The sequence below is a fragment of the Elusimicrobiota bacterium genome (assembly GCA_040757695.1).
Lineage (GTDB): Bacteria > Elusimicrobiota > UBA8919 > UBA8919 > UBA8919 > JBFLWK01.
Map to the genome: position 1 here is coordinate 1 of JBFLWK010000016.1, position 15,420 is coordinate 15,420.

At 35.8% G+C, this 15,420-nt stretch carries 25 protein-coding genes; all 25 read right to left on the reverse strand.

The features are described 5' to 3' along the window. Positions 1-140 precede the first annotated feature (140 nt). On the reverse strand, positions 141-272 hold the full coding sequence (locus tag AB1349_04590) for a hypothetical protein (GenBank protein MEW6556617.1): 132 nt from the start codon (positions 270-272) through the stop codon (positions 141-143). Beyond that, positions 272-973: a hypothetical protein gene (locus tag AB1349_04595; protein ID MEW6556618.1), complete on the reverse strand. Its 702-nt coding sequence runs from the start codon at positions 971-973 to the stop codon at positions 272-274. The genes AB1349_04590 and AB1349_04595 overlap by 1 nt, the downstream gene beginning before the upstream one ends. Positions 974-976: 3 nt before the next feature. After that, complete coding sequence (locus AB1349_04600; GenBank protein MEW6556619.1) at positions 977-2,242, reverse strand: DNA methyltransferase; 1,266 nt, start codon at positions 2,240-2,242, stop codon at positions 977-979. Next, positions 2,239-2,727, reverse strand: a complete 489-nt coding sequence (locus AB1349_04605) for a nucleotidyltransferase domain-containing protein (GenBank protein MEW6556620.1) — start codon at positions 2,725-2,727, stop codon at positions 2,239-2,241. The genes AB1349_04600 and AB1349_04605 overlap by 4 nt, the downstream gene beginning before the upstream one ends. After that, positions 2,702-2,950, reverse strand: a complete 249-nt coding sequence (locus AB1349_04610; GenBank protein ID MEW6556621.1) for a HEPN domain-containing protein — start codon at positions 2,948-2,950, stop codon at positions 2,702-2,704. Before AB1349_04610 ends, AB1349_04605 begins: the two co-directional genes overlap by 26 nt. 3 nt (positions 2,951-2,953) lie before the next feature. Next, a complete protein-coding gene (locus AB1349_04615) occupies positions 2,954-3,898 on the reverse strand; it encodes a site-specific DNA-methyltransferase (protein MEW6556622.1) in 945 nt (314 codons plus the stop codon). Between the two features lie 7 nt (positions 3,899-3,905). Further along, on the reverse strand, positions 3,906-4,493 hold the full coding sequence (locus AB1349_04620) for an MjaI family restriction endonuclease (protein MEW6556623.1): 588 nt from the start codon (positions 4,491-4,493) through the stop codon (positions 3,906-3,908). Positions 4,494-4,495: 2 nt separating this feature from the next. Continuing rightward, positions 4,496-4,795: a EutN/CcmL family microcompartment protein gene (locus AB1349_04625; protein MEW6556624.1), complete on the reverse strand. Its 300-nt coding sequence runs from the start codon at positions 4,793-4,795 to the stop codon at positions 4,496-4,498. An 18-nt stretch (positions 4,796-4,813) separates the two neighbouring features. Beyond that, positions 4,814-5,563, reverse strand: a complete 750-nt coding sequence (locus AB1349_04630) for a hypothetical protein (GenBank protein ID MEW6556625.1) — start codon at positions 5,561-5,563, stop codon at positions 4,814-4,816. A 111-nt stretch (positions 5,564-5,674) separates the two neighbouring features. Beyond that, positions 5,675-5,956, reverse strand: coding sequence for a EutN/CcmL family microcompartment protein (locus tag AB1349_04635; GenBank protein ID MEW6556626.1), 282 nt, complete (start codon positions 5,954-5,956; stop codon positions 5,675-5,677). Between the two features lie 138 nt (positions 5,957-6,094). Then, the gene (locus tag AB1349_04640) at positions 6,095-6,721 is read right to left on the reverse strand and encodes a hypothetical protein (GenBank protein ID MEW6556627.1); all 627 of its coding nucleotides are present in this window, start codon (positions 6,719-6,721) and stop codon (positions 6,095-6,097) included. After that, positions 6,718-7,212 (reverse strand): hypothetical protein, encoded by a 495-nt coding sequence (locus AB1349_04645; GenBank protein MEW6556628.1) that lies wholly within the window; start codon positions 7,210-7,212, stop codon positions 6,718-6,720. The genes AB1349_04640 and AB1349_04645 overlap by 4 nt, the downstream gene beginning before the upstream one ends. Next, a complete protein-coding gene (rpiB, locus tag AB1349_04650) occupies positions 7,209-7,646 on the reverse strand; it encodes a ribose 5-phosphate isomerase B (protein MEW6556629.1) in 438 nt (145 codons plus the stop codon). Before rpiB (AB1349_04650) ends, AB1349_04645 begins: the two co-directional genes overlap by 4 nt. 37 nt (positions 7,647-7,683) lie before the next feature. Further along, positions 7,684-8,133 (reverse strand): ribose 5-phosphate isomerase B, encoded by a 450-nt coding sequence (rpiB, locus tag AB1349_04655; protein ID MEW6556630.1) that lies wholly within the window; start codon positions 8,131-8,133, stop codon positions 7,684-7,686. A gap of 30 nt (positions 8,134-8,163) precedes the next feature. Beyond that, the gene (locus tag AB1349_04660) at positions 8,164-8,352 is read right to left on the reverse strand and encodes a hypothetical protein (GenBank protein ID MEW6556631.1); all 189 of its coding nucleotides are present in this window, start codon (positions 8,350-8,352) and stop codon (positions 8,164-8,166) included. A gap of 276 nt (positions 8,353-8,628) precedes the next feature. Further along, positions 8,629-9,183, reverse strand: a complete 555-nt coding sequence (locus AB1349_04665) for a BMC domain-containing protein (GenBank protein MEW6556632.1) — start codon at positions 9,181-9,183, stop codon at positions 8,629-8,631. 269 nt (positions 9,184-9,452) lie between these two features. Continuing rightward, positions 9,453-9,686: a hypothetical protein gene (locus tag AB1349_04670; GenBank protein MEW6556633.1), complete on the reverse strand. Its 234-nt coding sequence runs from the start codon at positions 9,684-9,686 to the stop codon at positions 9,453-9,455. A 2-nt stretch (positions 9,687-9,688) separates the two neighbouring features. Continuing rightward, the gene (locus AB1349_04675) at positions 9,689-10,990 is read right to left on the reverse strand and encodes an SLBB domain-containing protein (protein ID MEW6556634.1); all 1,302 of its coding nucleotides are present in this window, start codon (positions 10,988-10,990) and stop codon (positions 9,689-9,691) included. Further along, complete coding sequence (locus tag AB1349_04680) at positions 10,987-11,439, reverse strand: hypothetical protein (protein ID MEW6556635.1); 453 nt, start codon at positions 11,437-11,439, stop codon at positions 10,987-10,989. The genes AB1349_04675 and AB1349_04680 overlap by 4 nt, the downstream gene beginning before the upstream one ends. Next, positions 11,399-11,596, reverse strand: coding sequence for a hypothetical protein (locus tag AB1349_04685; protein ID MEW6556636.1), 198 nt, complete (start codon positions 11,594-11,596; stop codon positions 11,399-11,401). Before AB1349_04685 ends, AB1349_04680 begins: the two co-directional genes overlap by 41 nt. Further along, the gene (locus AB1349_04690) at positions 11,593-13,020 is read right to left on the reverse strand and encodes an aldehyde dehydrogenase family protein (GenBank protein MEW6556637.1); all 1,428 of its coding nucleotides are present in this window, start codon (positions 13,018-13,020) and stop codon (positions 11,593-11,595) included. The genes AB1349_04685 and AB1349_04690 overlap by 4 nt, the downstream gene beginning before the upstream one ends. 73 nt (positions 13,021-13,093) lie before the next feature. Further along, the gene (locus AB1349_04695; protein ID MEW6556638.1) at positions 13,094-13,405 is read right to left on the reverse strand and encodes a EutN/CcmL family microcompartment protein; all 312 of its coding nucleotides are present in this window, start codon (positions 13,403-13,405) and stop codon (positions 13,094-13,096) included. A 119-nt stretch (positions 13,406-13,524) separates the two neighbouring features. Continuing rightward, entirely contained in the window at positions 13,525-13,815 is a 291-nt protein-coding gene (eutM, locus tag AB1349_04700) for an ethanolamine utilization microcompartment protein EutM (protein ID MEW6556639.1), read from the reverse strand. Positions 13,816-13,882: 67 nt separating this feature from the next. Then, positions 13,883-14,833, reverse strand: coding sequence for a response regulator (locus AB1349_04705; GenBank protein MEW6556640.1), 951 nt, complete (start codon positions 14,831-14,833; stop codon positions 13,883-13,885). After that, complete coding sequence (locus AB1349_04710) at positions 14,830-15,414, reverse strand: phosphate propanoyltransferase (GenBank protein ID MEW6556641.1); 585 nt, start codon at positions 15,412-15,414, stop codon at positions 14,830-14,832. Before AB1349_04710 ends, AB1349_04705 begins: the two co-directional genes overlap by 4 nt. Between the last annotated feature and the right edge of the window lie 6 nt (positions 15,415-15,420).

Below are 15,420 nucleotides of genomic sequence, written 5' to 3' on the forward strand. Positions count from 1 at the left end.
CATCCCAGCATCAGTTAGTTCGTTGCCTTATTAACTGTGGGATTTGGTGTTGGACTGGTCGCTACCCTTTATCCAGTTCGGACTTCCACCGACAAGAATTCAAGGAACTTTCTTGGCACACTCATATCATTCTCCATTTTTTATGTGTTCAATTGCACAATCATCATACAAAGGAGCCCATGCACTTTCTGTATAAAAAGCATCATATTGATCATTGCCTTCTTTTTTGCTTCATCTTCATCCACATAACCGAACCTTACTTCTACAGCCATTAAAATTTGACTTCTAATAAAATATTTTCTTTTTTATATAATTCTAAATTGTCAGTATTAAATTCTGGTTTCATTGATACCTTGATATTAAATAAATCAATAAGACACCATCCTGTAATTATGAATTCTTTCTCTTTCTGTTCAAAAGTGTCAAAACATAGTAGTAAATGGTGTCCATCATTTTTAATTTTCTTCTTTGAATTTTTCAATGGAGAAAAGAAAAAATCTCTTGGTGAACCTATATCGCGTCTTGAGGTTGTTTTTACTTCAAGATATGTAATTCCTCCATATTTGTCAGTAATCACTTCATCAGGGTAACCATTTAGAGATAATCTCTCAAAAGAGGTTATTATTTTGACTTTATCCTTATTTGTGTCAAAAAATAAAGGTATTACTTTATCAGCAAAAATTCCTATTTCATTATTGCAAAAACTTTTCGGTTTTGGTGGATTAACCAATGATTTATAAATATCAAAAGTAATTGGAGTTTTATTATATTTTTTAGCAAAATCATTTACAATAATAGAAATATCACCCATTAAAAGTTTGTCATTTTCATCTTCTCTATTAATAGGGATAATTTTCTTGTGAATTGTAGATTCCACAACTATATGGAAGTCCAACAAGCTAAACGCACCTATTATCTCTTTAATAATTCTTTCGTAATTGTCCATCCTTTTCTGCAATTCATTGTTTTCCATTTATTATTCCTTTTTAAATATCAAAATATATTCTTTTTGCATCACATTATACAAACCAAAAATTATTTTTTCTATTTTCTGGTCTAAACAAAAACCGATACTCTGACAGTAGTCAATAACATTTCGGGCGGTATTAACTTCTTGTCCTTGATAGGTAACATTCCCAATAACAATTGCACAATATTTTTGTGGTTTTAGCACACGATACATTTCGCTGTATGCTTTTTCCATATCTTTTTCATAAAGTTCAAATTTTTCAAAACCGCTTCCACGGACACCAATAAAGTCATCTTTGACTTTTTTTAAATCATAGCCCAGTGCTTCTAATGAATGTGCATCATTTTCAACATAATTAAGGGCAATTGAATAAGGCGGAGAAGTAATTATTCCGTCCATGCTATTGTTTTCTAATGGCAGATGCCGAGCATCTTTTTTTTCTATTTTGACATTTCCGAGTTTTAACTCGAGTTTTTCCTTCACTCCAACAAAATCTTTTAGTGAATTTGTCATTTTTACAACATTTTCCTTAAATGCTTGATGGAATTGTTTTCCTCTTCTTGCAACATCACTATGAGCAATAAGTTCAGCAACTTTATAAAAATTTCTCACCTTCCCAACTCCCAATTTTTCTACTCTTTTCTCGCCAAATAAAATAGCATCTCTCATTTCAATTATTTCATCTGCCACATCAATTGACTCTGTTTTACTTTTGGAAACCAAAACACAAACTGATGAAATATCATAACCAATACAATTTATTCCTAAAAGTATTGATTCTAACGCTGTCGTGCCACTGCCGATAAATGGATCTAAAACCGTTTCACCTTTTTTTATCTGTAAAATATTTAGTAATGCCCGAATCATCTGGGGATGAAATTTTCCTTTATACGGATAAAACCAGTGAGTTAAATACTGATTTACAGAACGGGTTTGATTTTTTTGTTGTATATAATAATAATCGCTTGTCTCTTCATTTACTTTTTCAAAATATGCTGTTCTTTGTCTTATGATTTCTGCTGTTTCAAAATCACAGTTTGTCAAAATTTCTCTTAAACCATTTGTGATTTTTACATCTAATCCAAATGACTCTAATTCCAATTTTGCCAAATGCAACTCATAAATAAACTGTACATTATTGAAAAGTTGTAATTCAATCCCGCTCTTTCTGTTTTCTAGTTTGTTATATGTAGAAAGGGCGGAGTCAACAGTTTTAGTTTTTGATGGCGTTAATACAGTAGATATTTTTTCTTTTACTGTTTTGTATTTCATCTGTAATCAAATTTCTCGCCTGCTTTTATCGGGAATACCCAGCCGATATCTTTCTTTTTTACACCTCTACGAGTAAGCCATTCAATAAGTTCATCCCGTTTTTTTGTCAAGAAATTATCTTTCTCATATAGTATTACACCTTCATAAAGCGCATCCATTATGAAACCTGTTTTTGAAAGAATATACCCTTCTAATTCTTTTGGTGTAATCCATACCGCTTCAATACCAAATTTTACACTGTGTTCTATCGGTACCTTCTGCTTACCACGTTCTCTAAAGTCAACAAGCCCCTCAATAATTACTAATAAATCAATATCATTTTCCCATGAAGAAAACGGTTTCGCAGTTCCCCGTCCTACACTGCCGTAAAGAAGTAGCCCCAAAAAATTATCAGTGAAATATGAATAGACACGTTCAAAATATTTTTTTATTGGCGGAATATAATCCTGCTGTTTTATCTTATCTAAGTTTTGTAATTCTATCATACAGATTTGTTAAACTTTCTTTTATAATTTCCTTTCCAGGATAATGCGTTTTTTTTATCTCAACACCCAAAAAACAACCAACCGCTTTACAACATTTTTCTAAACACTGTTGTATATGATATACACTGGCATCATAATCTTCAATCTCATAAAGTTTAATTGCAGTGTCAAAATCGTTAAAACTGAGTCTGAACCATTCTTTTGTTTCTATAAAATTGTTCATTTCTTATATTGGAAAAGAAATTTTTGTCCCAAAATTAAATTTCCTTGGGTCAACTCTTTTGTCATTAAGCCGATACTGTTTTCGACTCTTTGTCCTTTTTGTAAAACCGGGTTTTTGAGTATTTTGAAAAATTATTTCGTAATTCTGACTTTTGTCAAACAATTCTTTTTGTTTTATTCCAAGTTTCTCTTTAATGACATCCAAAAAAGCAGGATTAACTTCATAACTAATTGAATTTCTATCAAGCAAAGCCGCAACTTTTGTTGTCGTTCCACTTCCTAAAAACGGGTCAAGAACAGTGTCTCCAACGAAACTATACATTTTTATCAAACGGCGAGGCAATTCCTCAGGGAACATTGCGAGATGCCCGTTTTGTTTTTCACCGGCAAAATTCCAATGTCCATAAAAATATTTCACCCATTCCTCATGACTCATTTTTGATTCTTCTTTTTGCTCCCTTGTTGGAACAGGCGATTTACCCAATTTTTTGAACAATAAAATAAATTCATAATCAATAGAAATCATTCCATTTCTTGGATAAGGATAGGAACCCATCACCGTTGCACCACCAGTTGTTTTGCAGGTTGTAACTTTCTGCCAGATAATTGCACCCATATAATCAAAACCGATTTTTTCACAAAAATTCACAATCGTTTCTCGTATAGGAATAATTTTATATCTGCCATAAATTACTGAGCGGGCAAATTGGTCACCAATGTTAACACATAACCTGCAACCTGGATGCAAAACACGATAACATTCAGCCCAAACTTTATTGAGTGAATCAACATATTCCTCATAGCTCTGGTGAAAACCAATCTGATTTTTACAACCATAATCCTTTAATTGCCAGTAGGGTGGTGATGTAACCACTAAATGAACCGATTCATCTTTCAGTTCTCTCATATTTCTAGAATCACCAATAATAATTTTGTGAGATGTTTTCATAAAATTATCAAATTTCGCTTGCGTCTATTTCTAATCCTGTTTTTGTTTTTTTATAGTAGATTACTTTGACTTTAATTTCTTCACTTAAAGCATTTTTGGTTTTATATGTTATTGGTTTTATAGATATTGGAATGTTTCCCACAAAACCATCAATACCTTGTGATTCTTCTTTTGGTTCTGCTAATCTATAATCTACTTTCTTTATCTTTGCAATTTTCTTCAAAACTGCTTCCTGAAATCTTAACCCGATAAAAGTTTTTTCAAGCACTAAATCGTCTACCCATTTTTTTATCAATGGCTCATCAATCAATTTAACGGCTTCCTGTAAATTTAATATCATTTCTTTTATTTTTTCTACAGCATCGTTGATAGCATCGGGATATTTTCTGAGATACCAATTTTTCCAGCCCATATATGTTCTTTCAGGACATTCTTTTATCAGTTCCGATAGTTGCCCTACTACTCTTGGTCTCGTTCCCTGAGCATTTTGATTGGCAAGATTTATTATTTGAGTTGTATATTTGGGAAAATCTTTTATTTCACCAATAAGTTCTTGTTTTAACTCATCATTTTTAATCTTGATAATATTTTTCATTTTCAATGCCATTTTTTGGTCTGACCTTTGGAAAATACCGTGTCAATAATTCCGCAGATGATTGTTCTTACTGGTGCAACTTTGTCGTTTAATATCTGACGGGCAGAGTTGCCTTCGTCCATCACCAAAACGGTATTGCCAATCCCTGCGTCAATGTATTTGTCAACCGCAAGCATAATATCTTCGTCAATAAATTTCCCTGAAATACCGTCAAGCCGTCTCACTAAAAGAAGTTTTGTGTTTTCTAATGATTTATGTTTTCTGGTCGCCCAGACATTTCCCACAACTCTTGCTATGAACATTTTTGCTCCCTATTATGTTTATCTCTTCCAACTTTTATGCCTTAATATCTCAAGTTCTTTTATCAGTGGATGCCAGTATTTTTTATCTTTTTTTCGCTCTAATAACTCTTCATCTTGCAACAATTCTGTCAATTTTGCTATATTTTTTTTAATCGCTGCAGCCAGAAGCGGTCTTTTTTTGATACATTCCCGTGCCAAATTTATATTTTTATCTGTCAGTTCAATCAATTTATCAATACTCCGACATTCGCATAACCACCACTTAATTTTTTCGTCAGATGGTTTTCTTGTTAAAATTATATCATTTTCAACGAGTCGGTTAAGCATTAGCCAATCTTTATCTCTCTGCGTTTTTTTGCTTTGCACCAAATCCGTTAATCCAATTATATCAATCCTTTTGTTTTCTACCAATTTGAGTGTATATCGTCGCTGCCATAATTTATCAAAATCATCACATCCTCGTAATTTTGCGATAATATCAATCCTCAAATTTTTTGCTGGTTCAGCATAACATCTGAAATGGCATGCATGTCCTTCTTCAAGAAATTCTTTTTTTAGCGGTGGTACATAGATATTTTTTGCTTTAAGTGCAGAAAGCACCTTTTTAAGTTTATTAAGATTTTGTGTATCACAAAAAATAACGAAATCAGAGTCCCTGCTAAACTCTGCGGCACCGTATATGATGCATGCCTGACCGCCTATTAAAAGACTTTTTACACCAAATTTCTGGAAAGTAAAAAGGACTTTTAGTATCGGGTTCCGGGTCAAGATCCCCTCCGATAGCCAAGTATAATTCCCACAATTTACCAGTTTCCAGCAATCTTTCTGCCGGTGTGAGTTTTAGCCATTCCATTTCTTCAGTTGTGTATTTCTTCATTCCTATATGACCAGATTTATTCCGTCAATTATACCGACAATCGCAGCATCTACTGGAGGTGTATCAGCCAGAGATGTCCCGCCACAGGCAACCGCAGCTTCACGAGCACCAACATAAAAAACAAATTCAGAAGCGCCTGCACCGACGACATCTACAGCAACGAGAGGTTCACCTTTGGGCTTTTTATCCCATGTCAGCGGCTGAACAAGAAGCAGTTTTTTCCCTTCTAATGATCCATATTTTTGTGTTGCAACAACCCTGCCTATAATTTTCCCTGCAAACATTTTTCGCTTCGCTCTCCGAGAATGAATTCTCGGCTACAGTATGGTTTGAATTTTCATTCACTTCGTTCACCCCCGAATGAATTCGGGGGCTACATCATTGACGGCAGGTTGAAATCTGCCATTCCACAAATTCTTTTTTTACTGTAATTCCTTCCAAAATGGCTTTAATGATTTTTTTAGCGAACTGACAACCAAGCCGACTGCTGTATTTATATCTAACGCTTCGTAACTTTTTGAATCGCTCCATACAACCTCGCCAGTTAAACCATCTGTAATTTTTGCCGAAATAGATACGGATGCGGATACTGTAAAAACATTGGCATCTTCAAGCCCGAATGCAGAACCCGTCGGAAGAACAGTCGTTCCGCTTATCGGATATGCTTTATCTGATATTACAATTTTACCCTTTTCCTTAAACACCAACAATTTATTTGATGGATTAAACTCAATTACATTCCCGGAAATTATTGCATCAACCCCAAGTGATTTTGTATCGCTGATATTCTGAATATCTGTTCTATCAATAACATTCAGTCCTGCGGACAAAAACTGTCTTATGAACTCGTTGCTTACTGCATCACCACCATCACCTGAAAATTTTAAGACAGCGATTTTTTTTATACTTGAAAAATCATAACCCTTTTTAATAACTGTTTTTGTTGTTGCACAACCGAAAAAGGCAGGTAAAAGGTAAAAGGTAAAAGGTAAAAGGTAAAACCACTTCCAATAATTTTTAATTTTTAATTTTACATTTTTAATTGTCACTTTGCACCCCCTAAAAACTGAATATGTTTTTTTGCTATTTCTTTGAAATCAGAATTTTTTACAAGTTTAGTCCAGTATAAAATTGCATTTTCTTTTTCATCTTTTTTTTCATAAAGAACAGCGAGTGTATATTGTATTGCTGGAAGACTTTTATCTTCCTGCTTATTCTTTTTGGCTTCTTTTATTAAGTATTCTTCTGCTGCTTTTAAGTGGGCTTCGGCTTCCCATAAACTGTTTTTTTGCAAAAACATCATTCCGAGTGCGACATCGGGAAGCGGCGATTTTTCATCCAGCTTTTTTGCTTCAAGAAGTATCTTTACCGCTTCGTCGTATTTTTTCTCTTTAATAAGCTTGTTACCTTCTGCTACAAGTTGGTTCACATCCTGTGCATTAAGTAAAGTGTAAAGTGTAAAGTAAAAAGTGTAAAGTAAAAACCATTTCCATGTTCCGCGTCGGTTCTGCGTTTTGTTTCGCGTCTGTTCTGCGTTCATTTCCCCTCCTCAATTTTTTTTATTTTTTTAACTCTTCTTAAATGTCGACCTTTTTCAAATCTTGCTGAAAGAAATTTTTTTACTGCTTTTTTAATGTGAATAAGCGAAAAATCTTCTGAAAAACAGATAATGTTTGCATCGTTATGCCTGACTGAAAATTCTGCCGCTTTGGGTGAATAGCCAACGACAGCCCTCGTGCCTTTAACCTTATTTGCGGCAATACATATACCATTGCCTGAACCACATACTAAAATCCCTCTGTCAAATCTTTTTGATACAACCGCTTTTGCGACGCTGTATGCAAAATCCGGATAATCGCAACTATTTTCAGAAAAAGTCCCGAAATCTTTTATCATATAATTTTTTGATAAATATTTTATCAGTTCTGTTTTATACCGGAATCCGCGATGGTCACTTCCGATTGCTATTTTCATATTTTTTCGTTCTCACATTCTCGCTAACGTGGAAACGTTATTTTAAATATTTTTTTTCTATTTCAGTAACTTTATCCAGCCGACGATAGTGTCTGCCACCTGCAAACTTTGTTTCAAGCCAGACTTTAATTATCTCCTGTGCTTCTAAATCGCCTATCATTCTTGCCCCGAGACACAAAATATTTGCATCGTCATGTTCAGACGCGAATTTTCCGGTAAGTTCGTTATATGCACATACAGCTCGGATACCCGGCACTTTGTTCGCTGCAATAGGCATTGCCCCGCCGGTGCCATCTATCAAAATACCTTTTTCGTACTCCATTTTAGCGAGCGATTCTGCAACCAACAGTGCAATATCAGGCCAATCAACCGCCTCTTCAGAATAGCAACCAAAATCAAAAACTGTATGACCTAACCCTTGCAAAAATTTTTTTAGTTTTTCTTTAAGTTGGAAACCTGAATGATCAGAACCAATTACAATATTCATTTTTTTGCCAATTTTGATCTTAGCTTTTTGTTATTTTTCCCAAAATCCTAACTCGTTATAGTTATACTCTTTTTTTGTTCCGTCACTAAACTCTACAATTAAACAGCCATCCGCACTTTCGTGTATAACTTTTGCCGATTTAATCGTTTTTCCTTCCCAGTCTGTGATTTCTTTTTCCTTCTCTTTTGTGTTGTAACCCACATCAAATTTTTCAGTCATAAAACTCTCCTGTGTTTAATTCTTTCAACTCAGAATTTTTCTACTGAGTTTTTCATTCCATCTTTGTTGAAAAAGTCCTCTGTTTGTCATTCTGAGCGGAGCGAAGAATCTCGCAGTTCGCCGGAATATGAAACCCTTCCCCCGAAACAAGTTCGGGGTCAGGGTAGTTTTTGCTGACTTTTTCAGCAAAAACTATTTATTAAGTTCGTATGCAACTTTATTTGCTAATTATTCTGCTTTATCGTCTAATTGGTCAACAAACTTTGATAGATTTTTTCATAACAATGTTCTTTTAAGCTCTTCATGGGCTTTTGGGATAACGACCCGCTGAATTATTACGCCTTCATCTTTTATAATCTCGCAACCAGCATTTACCGCAGAGTGGACGGCGCCAACATCGTCGGAGCATAGCGTTACAAACGATTTCCCACCTAAACCTTTTGCAAGACGGATCTCTATAAGTGAAATTTTTGCAGCTTTGGCAGCGGCATCAGCGGCACGGATACAGGAAGCAACTGTAAATGTTTCAATAATCCCAACTGCCTCAAAATTTGCTATTTCATTTGTGCCTAAAATCGCAGGAACAACTTGAGTATTGACATTCGGAATTATGAATTTATCAATAAGTGTCTCACCAGCAATCTCAACGCCTTTTTCAACTGATGATTCAACATCAGCAAGAAGTCCCGTTATCAGAACCAGATATTTTCCAGGACAAATCGGATATGCATCTACAAGTTCAATCCCTGAAACTTTGCACATCGCATCAGATGCCTCTATCCCTTTGGCGATTGAATTTGTTTCAATAAAGCCTATCGTCGGTTGAATCATAAAAATTCCTCACAACTTTTCGTACGCCTTTGAACGATGTTCTATTCTGAAAATCCATATTTTCTGCTTTTCATGAGAAATCCAGTAAAGATTTCGCCAGTCGCCACTATGAATTCTACAAAGTCCTTTCAAGTCATTCGGCATTGAAGTCAACTGATGATGAGCGATACTTTCTGCGTTTTCAGCTAACTAATTTATTTTCTTATCAATTCTTTCACGAACTGAAAAGTCAAGTTTGGATAAGTCATCAATTGCTTCTGGATAAGTATCTATTTGATACTTAATTTTTGCTTCACCTGTTCCCATGGAATAAATTTTCCAGCTTCCATATCTGCTTTTGCTTTTCTCATTCTTTTGATAAACTCTGGATCATGTGCCAGAAGCCAGTCCTCAATTTCTTCTTTTGTGTCTGCGGTTTCAAATACCTCAACAGGAATTGTAATAGTATTAGTTTTGTAATTTACACATTGTTCTTTAACAAACTGTGCTTTTTTCTTTTTCATAACTACCTCTCAATTTTTATGAAATTGCTCACTCCTATAATTTTGCCATCAATTGAAGCGTGAATATTTGCCGATAATTTACCGTCGGGAATCTCTGCTATCAACTGACCTTTTTTTACTTTATCACCAACTTTCACAACCGGTTCTGCAGGTGCTCCTGTATGCTGTGAGAGTGGAATTTTTATTTCTGAAATTTCTATTGCTCTATCTGTAAAAGGTGCAGGCTTATCATATTGAATTAAATCAAGCCGACCCAAGATTCTGTGTAGAGGTACTCTACGATATTCACGCATTGGATGGACTTCAGACGGCATTTTTTTATATGGATTCTTTTGCCCGTCTTTTATAAGTTTCTGTTTTATTGTCTGATTTATTTTTCTGGGTAAGAGTTTGCCTGGGCAAACCCAATCGCAAAGCCCACACTCAGAGCACATAAATGCTTGTGTGATATTTTCTGTTAAGCCACAAGCGGTTGAACGCTGAATTTTGTGACATTCTAGTGTATGTCCTAAAAGATACCTCGGACAAATCTCGGTGCAATCCTGACATTGTTCACAAGCGCTTTTTGATTGTTTTATAGCGTGCCTGTTGGATTTCTGGTAAACAACCTCGCTATCCGACGGGAGAATGAGTATGCCTGATGTTTTTTTTGTAATTGCTGTGTCTTCAGAAATAATTGTTCCCATCATAGGCCCGCCGTCAAGAACAGTATAATCGCTCGTAGTTGTCCCACCTGCAAAATTAATTACTTCCGCAACTGATGTTCCGATAGGAAAAAATGCAGTAACCGGATTTTTTACTGCACCGCAGACGGTCAAAGGCCTGTCAGTTACTGGTTGGCCGTCAACAGCATTTGCAATATTCATCAGAGTAACAACATTATCTACTACTATGCCGACATTCAGTGGGATTCCGCTTTCCGGTAGAATTTTTCCTGTAACCTCATAAACAAGAACAAACTCATCACCTGCGGGATAGAAATTATTTAAATAAAAAAGAGAAATTGGGAAATTGGGAAACTGGGAAATTGTTTTATTCAACGCATTTATTGCTGGTTGGTATTTTTCTTTCAGTGCGATAATGCCGTTTTTTGCGCCAGTTGACTCCATTGCCAACTGCAATCCACGGACAACTCGTTCTGCATAAATGTCCATCATCTGTTGGTCTACTCTTAAAAGCGGTTCGCATTCCGCACCATTTGCAATAACGGTCTCAACTTTAGCAGAAAGTTTTATATGCGTTGGAAAACCCGCCCCACCCGCACCGACAACGCCAGCATTTTTAACAAGTTCAACTATATTCATTTTTTCTTTTTTCTCTTTAAAATTGCTGTCAGATATTTTAAATCTTCTTTGTCTTTAACTCGTCCCGCTGCTTTCTTCATTTTTATCATATCTTTAAGCGCTGGAAAATATACATAAGTATCACCTATTTTGGCACGGATTTTGTTTTTCCAGACCTCTTTAAAATTTATACCGGTAACGAATGGATGGATATCAGTCGGCAATACATATTGGCGAATAAGTGTTTTTTTAGTAAGAAAATTTTCAAGTGTTGTGTCCTCAATAATATCATAACCAAATTCTTTTAGTGCTTTAATTGCTTTTTTGGCATTTTCTTCAATTGGCTCAATAAAAATATCAATGTCAAATGTTGCACGAGCATATCCATATGCAGGAAATGCCTCGGCTCCTATAACAAGGAATTTAACATTATGTTCTTTGAGTAATTTCAGGAGTTGTTCTATGTTCATATTTTTTAATTCTCTTCATTATTAGTAGAGATCTATCATGCATCATTTTGAATCTTTGACCCGTTGTAAGAGACATTAAATAATCTAACTCAAACTCAATTTCTTTTTTTTCGGCATTTTTGTCGTTTTTGCCAATCATTAAAATTTTTGTTTTCATGCTATTCTGAAATAATCAACTAAAACACAGCGGAGTGGGCGAGTGAAATTTTTTGCTTTAACTAATCCATCGCCTGTTGGGGTTGCGATTGAAAGCGCCGCATAACCCTCACCCATTCCTAAACCCATATACGAAGGGCCGTTTTTCACAAAGATAGAACCCTGACATAGACGCGCCATTTTCGTTAAATTAGCAACATTCAGAGAATGCATAATAAATGTGTGATGATTATCGCCTTCAACCTCAATTCCGAATTCTATCGCGGAGTCAACATCCTTCATTTTTACAACAGGCATAACTGGCATAAGTTGTTCAGTCCATACAAACGGATGGTTTTTTTCTACCGTACCCCAAAGCAGCCGTATATCGTCAGAAATATTCAATCCAAGCGCTTTAGCAATTACTGATGCATTCCTTCCAACATAATCACGATTCATCACACCTTCTTTATATTTTCCGCCGGGCTCTTTGATAACAATTTTTGCAAGTTCATCCATCTGTTTTGCAGAAAGTTCATAGGTGCGATTATCTTTTCTTAAGGATGATAAAAACTGGTCAAAGACTTTTTCAACAACAAGTGTTTCTTTTTCGGCCGTGCATAAAATCCCGTTATCAAAACTTGCACCTGATACCATATCTTGCGCGGCTTTTTCTATTATAGCAGTTTCATCAACTATACAGGGTGGATTACCTGGACCTGCAGCAATTGTTTTTTTACCAACGGACATCGCAATTTTTACAATTGCAGGTCCACCTGTAACAAGGTTCAGTTTTACTTTTGGATGTTTTAATAATGCTTGTGTGAACTCAACCGATGACGGATTTACTGTTGAAACAAGCGACAATGGCCCGCCGGCAGAAATAATTGCATCGTTCAAAATTTTGATTATCTGGTGCGAACATTTGTTCGCAGCTGGATGTGGCGCAAAAATCACAGAATTACCAGCTGCGATAATTGAAATAGCGTTATTTATAATAGTTGATACAGGATTTGTAGACGGTGTAACTGCTGCGATTATCCCGTAAGGCGCATTTTCTACAAGTGTAAGTCCGCGGTCGCCGGTAAAAGCAGTTGGTTGTAAATCTTCAACACCGGGAGTTTTCTCGGCAGCAAGAATATTTTTTTGAACCTTATCTTCCCACCTGCCCATTTTTGTTTCTTCAACAATCATTTTAGCGAGGTATTCTGCATTTTGGATTGCAGATTCTCGTATTGCTTGAATAATTTTTTCTCGTTTTACAAGCCCTAAATCCCACAAAATCTTCTGGGCAGTTTCTGCAGCGTTCAAACATTCCTCAAAATTATCAAAAACAGGACCGACAGAATCCGTTGTCGGAGTGATATTGATTTTTTCTTCGGTTTCTGATAGCCGTTTTATCACTTCTGCAACAATTTTAGAAATATCATTTTCGTTTAGTTCCATAATAGAACCAGTGATTATGTGATTAAGTAATTAAGTGATTAAGTAAAACCTAACCACGTAACCACTTAGCCACTTATCTACTGCCTTTTGTGTCTGCACTTTTCTTAAAAACAACCTTGCCGTCTTTCTCTATGTAGTCAATAATTGCCATTATCGTTGTATCAACAGGATTGCCTTCGGTGCGTTTGGTCTGACGAGCGGAAGAACCTTGAACTATTAAAACAAGCTCGCCTTCTCCAGCACCGACGGCATCCACAGCAACAAGTTGGTTTCCCTTGGGTTCTCCTTCAAGTGAAACCGGCTGGACCATTAAAAGTTTGGTGCCGACAAGTTTATCATCTTTTCGTGTGCAGACAACATTGCCTATAACACGGGCAAATTGCATAGTCACTCCACTCCTTATATCACGAATATCTCCCGAATGTTAACCGAATATAAACGAATAAATTTAGACGGTTATTCGGTGTTTCTATTCGGTATTTTTATTTGGTTGCTATTCGTGTATTATTTCTTCTTGCTTTCTAATAAAGAGATTGGCATTGTGCCTTCCAAATCCTGATGTGGCTGCGGAATCACATGAACGGCAACCAGTTCGCCGACTTTTTGTGCTGCTGCAGCACCTGCTTCACAAGATGATTTACAGGCTGCGACTTCTCCACGAAACAGAACCGTTACGAGTCCGCTTCCAATTTTTTCCCAGCCAACCAATTTCACATTCGCTGCTTTCACAGCAGCATCCGCGGATTCAATCAGAGCGATTAAACCGCGCGTCTCAATCATTCCCAATGCTTCCATCCATACCTCCTTAAAACCCGAATGTAAACCAAATGTTAACCGAATTAAACCGAATTATTCGGTGCAGTCATTCGTGTTCTTCAACCCTTCTTTCAAAAACATATCTATTACCACCTAAAGATTTGGCATGTTTTTTAAGTTCTGCAGATATTATAGAAAACTCTGCTTTATGTGTAATTTTTATTTTGTCTGTAGAAATGATAGCAATACTGATACTCATAAGCGGAAACTTTTCCAAATTCCCTACTCGGTTTTTTACTTCTATATTTCTGTTTTTCGCATCTTCAGGACTATAATACTTCTCTACTGATTTATTAAATTCATTCAAGATATAATTCGCAATTTTTTCAGCTGTCTGGCATTCTGTAAAAATAACAAAATCATCACCACCAATATGTCCGACAATATCTTCGCTGTTTTCACAATTTCTACATGCATTTACACAGATAAATCCTACATTTTTGATTATCTCATCGCCATTTAAGAAACCGTATTTATCGTTATAAGATTTGAAATTATCAATATCCAAGTAAAGTGCGGCAAATGGTTTTTCAGCATTCATTCTGGCGTTGAGTTCATATTCAATAGACTGGTTACCTGGTAATTTCGTTAACGGGTTAGCATCTAAATAACCTGCATGTCTTTTAAGCAGCCCTTTCACTCTTGCTACTAATTCGTAAGGATCCACAGGCTTATAGATATAGTCATCGCATCCGTATTCCATACCTTTTATTCTATCTTCTACTTTTTTCCTTGTTCCTGTTAAAAAGATTAACGGCAGATGTCTTAAAAAAGAGTCATTTCTTAAAGTTTGTAATACATCATATCCTGTGAGATTGGGCATATCAATATCTGAAATTACGATATCTGGTTTATGCTGGTATATTTTTTCCAAAAGTTCTTTGCCGTCGGATGCTTTAAAAACCACAAAGCCATGTTTCTCTAAAGCAAAACTAAGAAATTCCAGAATATCCGGTTCGTCATCTGCTACTACAGTTTTTATTTCTTTTAGGTTCATAAAATTATTACTCTATCACCGTTTTTTATACCAGCGGCATTTGCTTCGTCAGTATCTATATGGAATTCTAACGCCATGTTTTCGCGAACACGTGCGACAACATTATCAAAAACAAGCCCTCGTTCGCTTTCAACTTTTACGCTTATATTTTCGCCATCTTTTACCTGAAAGAACTCGGCATCCTTCGGTGTAAAATGAACATGCCGTTTGGCAACGATACAACCTTCTTTCAGTTCAATTAGCCCATTTGGACTAATTACTGTTATCGGTGCAGAATTTTTTATATCACCTGATACTCGCAGCGGTGCATTTACACCGAGAATAAATGTATCCGTTTTAGAAATCTCTATCTGTGTAAATTTTCTTACAGGACCAAGTACACGCACATTTTTTATCTCGTTTTTCGGTCCTTTAATAGAAACCGATTCTTTTGATGCGAACTCGCCTGGCTGCATAAGGTCTCTATCTTTCGTAAGTTTGTAACCAGTTCCAAAAAGTTTTTCCAAATCTTCCTGACAGAGATGTATATGTCTGTTAGAAACATTTGCAATCACAGGTTTCTGCGCCCTTTTTTCTCTCATTTTGAT

What these genes read in the sequence shown, in the direction of transcription:
- AB1349_04710 (MEW6556641.1), bottom strand. Translation starts at nt 15,414, where the DNA reads ATGAGAGAAAAAAGGGCGCAGAAACCTGTGATTGCAAATGTTTCTAAC.
- AB1349_04620 (MEW6556623.1), bottom strand. Translation starts at nt 4,493, where the DNA reads ATGAAAAATATTATCAAGATTAAAAATGATGAGTTAAAACAAGAACTT.
- AB1349_04675 (MEW6556634.1), bottom strand. Translation starts at nt 10,990, where the DNA reads ATGAATATAGTTGAACTTGTTAAAAATGCTGGCGTTGTCGGTGCGGGT.
- AB1349_04590 (MEW6556617.1), bottom strand. Translation starts at nt 272, where the DNA reads ATGGCTGTAGAAGTAAGGTTCGGTTATGTGGATGAAGATGAAGCAAAA.
- AB1349_04645 (MEW6556628.1), bottom strand. Translation starts at nt 7,212, where the DNA reads ATGAACGCAGAACAGACGCGAAACAAAACGCAGAACCGACGCGGAACA.
- rpiB (MEW6556630.1), bottom strand. Translation starts at nt 8,133, where the DNA reads ATGAATATTGTAATTGGTTCTGATCATTCAGGTTTCCAACTTAAAGAA.
- rpiB (MEW6556629.1), bottom strand. Translation starts at nt 7,646, where the DNA reads ATGAAAATAGCAATCGGAAGTGACCATCGCGGATTCCGGTATAAAACA.
- AB1349_04600 (MEW6556619.1), bottom strand. Translation starts at nt 2,242, where the DNA reads ATGAAATACAAAACAGTAAAAGAAAAAATATCTACTGTATTAACGCCA.
- AB1349_04690 (MEW6556637.1), bottom strand. Translation starts at nt 13,020, where the DNA reads ATGGAACTAAACGAAAATGATATTTCTAAAATTGTTGCAGAAGTGATA.
- AB1349_04595 (MEW6556618.1), bottom strand. Translation starts at nt 973, where the DNA reads ATGGAAAACAATGAATTGCAGAAAAGGATGGACAATTACGAAAGAATT.
- AB1349_04680 (MEW6556635.1), bottom strand. Translation starts at nt 11,439, where the DNA reads ATGAACATAGAACAACTCCTGAAATTACTCAAAGAACATAATGTTAAA.
- AB1349_04625 (MEW6556624.1), bottom strand. Translation starts at nt 4,795, where the DNA reads ATGTTCATAGCAAGAGTTGTGGGAAATGTCTGGGCGACCAGAAAACAT.
- AB1349_04695 (MEW6556638.1), bottom strand. Translation starts at nt 13,405, where the DNA reads ATGCAATTTGCCCGTGTTATAGGCAATGTTGTCTGCACACGAAAAGAT.
- eutM (MEW6556639.1), bottom strand. Translation starts at nt 13,815, where the DNA reads ATGGAAGCATTGGGAATGATTGAGACGCGCGGTTTAATCGCTCTGATT.
- AB1349_04685 (MEW6556636.1), bottom strand. Translation starts at nt 11,596, where the DNA reads ATGAAAACAAAAATTTTAATGATTGGCAAAAACGACAAAAATGCCGAA.
- AB1349_04670 (MEW6556633.1), bottom strand. Translation starts at nt 9,686, where the DNA reads ATGAAAAAGAAAAAAGCACAGTTTGTTAAAGAACAATGTGTAAATTAC.
- AB1349_04615 (MEW6556622.1), bottom strand. Translation starts at nt 3,898, where the DNA reads ATGAAAACATCTCACAAAATTATTATTGGTGATTCTAGAAATATGAGA.
- AB1349_04635 (MEW6556626.1), bottom strand. Translation starts at nt 5,956, where the DNA reads ATGTTTGCAGGGAAAATTATAGGCAGGGTTGTTGCAACACAAAAATAT.
- AB1349_04605 (MEW6556620.1), bottom strand. Translation starts at nt 2,727, where the DNA reads ATGATAGAATTACAAAACTTAGATAAGATAAAACAGCAGGATTATATT.
- AB1349_04665 (MEW6556632.1), bottom strand. Translation starts at nt 9,183, where the DNA reads ATGATTCAACCGACGATAGGCTTTATTGAAACAAATTCAATCGCCAAA.
- AB1349_04705 (MEW6556640.1), bottom strand. Translation starts at nt 14,833, where the DNA reads ATGAACCTAAAAGAAATAAAAACTGTAGTAGCAGATGACGAACCGGAT.
- AB1349_04610 (MEW6556621.1), bottom strand. Translation starts at nt 2,950, where the DNA reads ATGAACAATTTTATAGAAACAAAAGAATGGTTCAGACTCAGTTTTAAC.
- AB1349_04660 (MEW6556631.1), bottom strand. Translation starts at nt 8,352, where the DNA reads ATGACTGAAAAATTTGATGTGGGTTACAACACAAAAGAGAAGGAAAAA.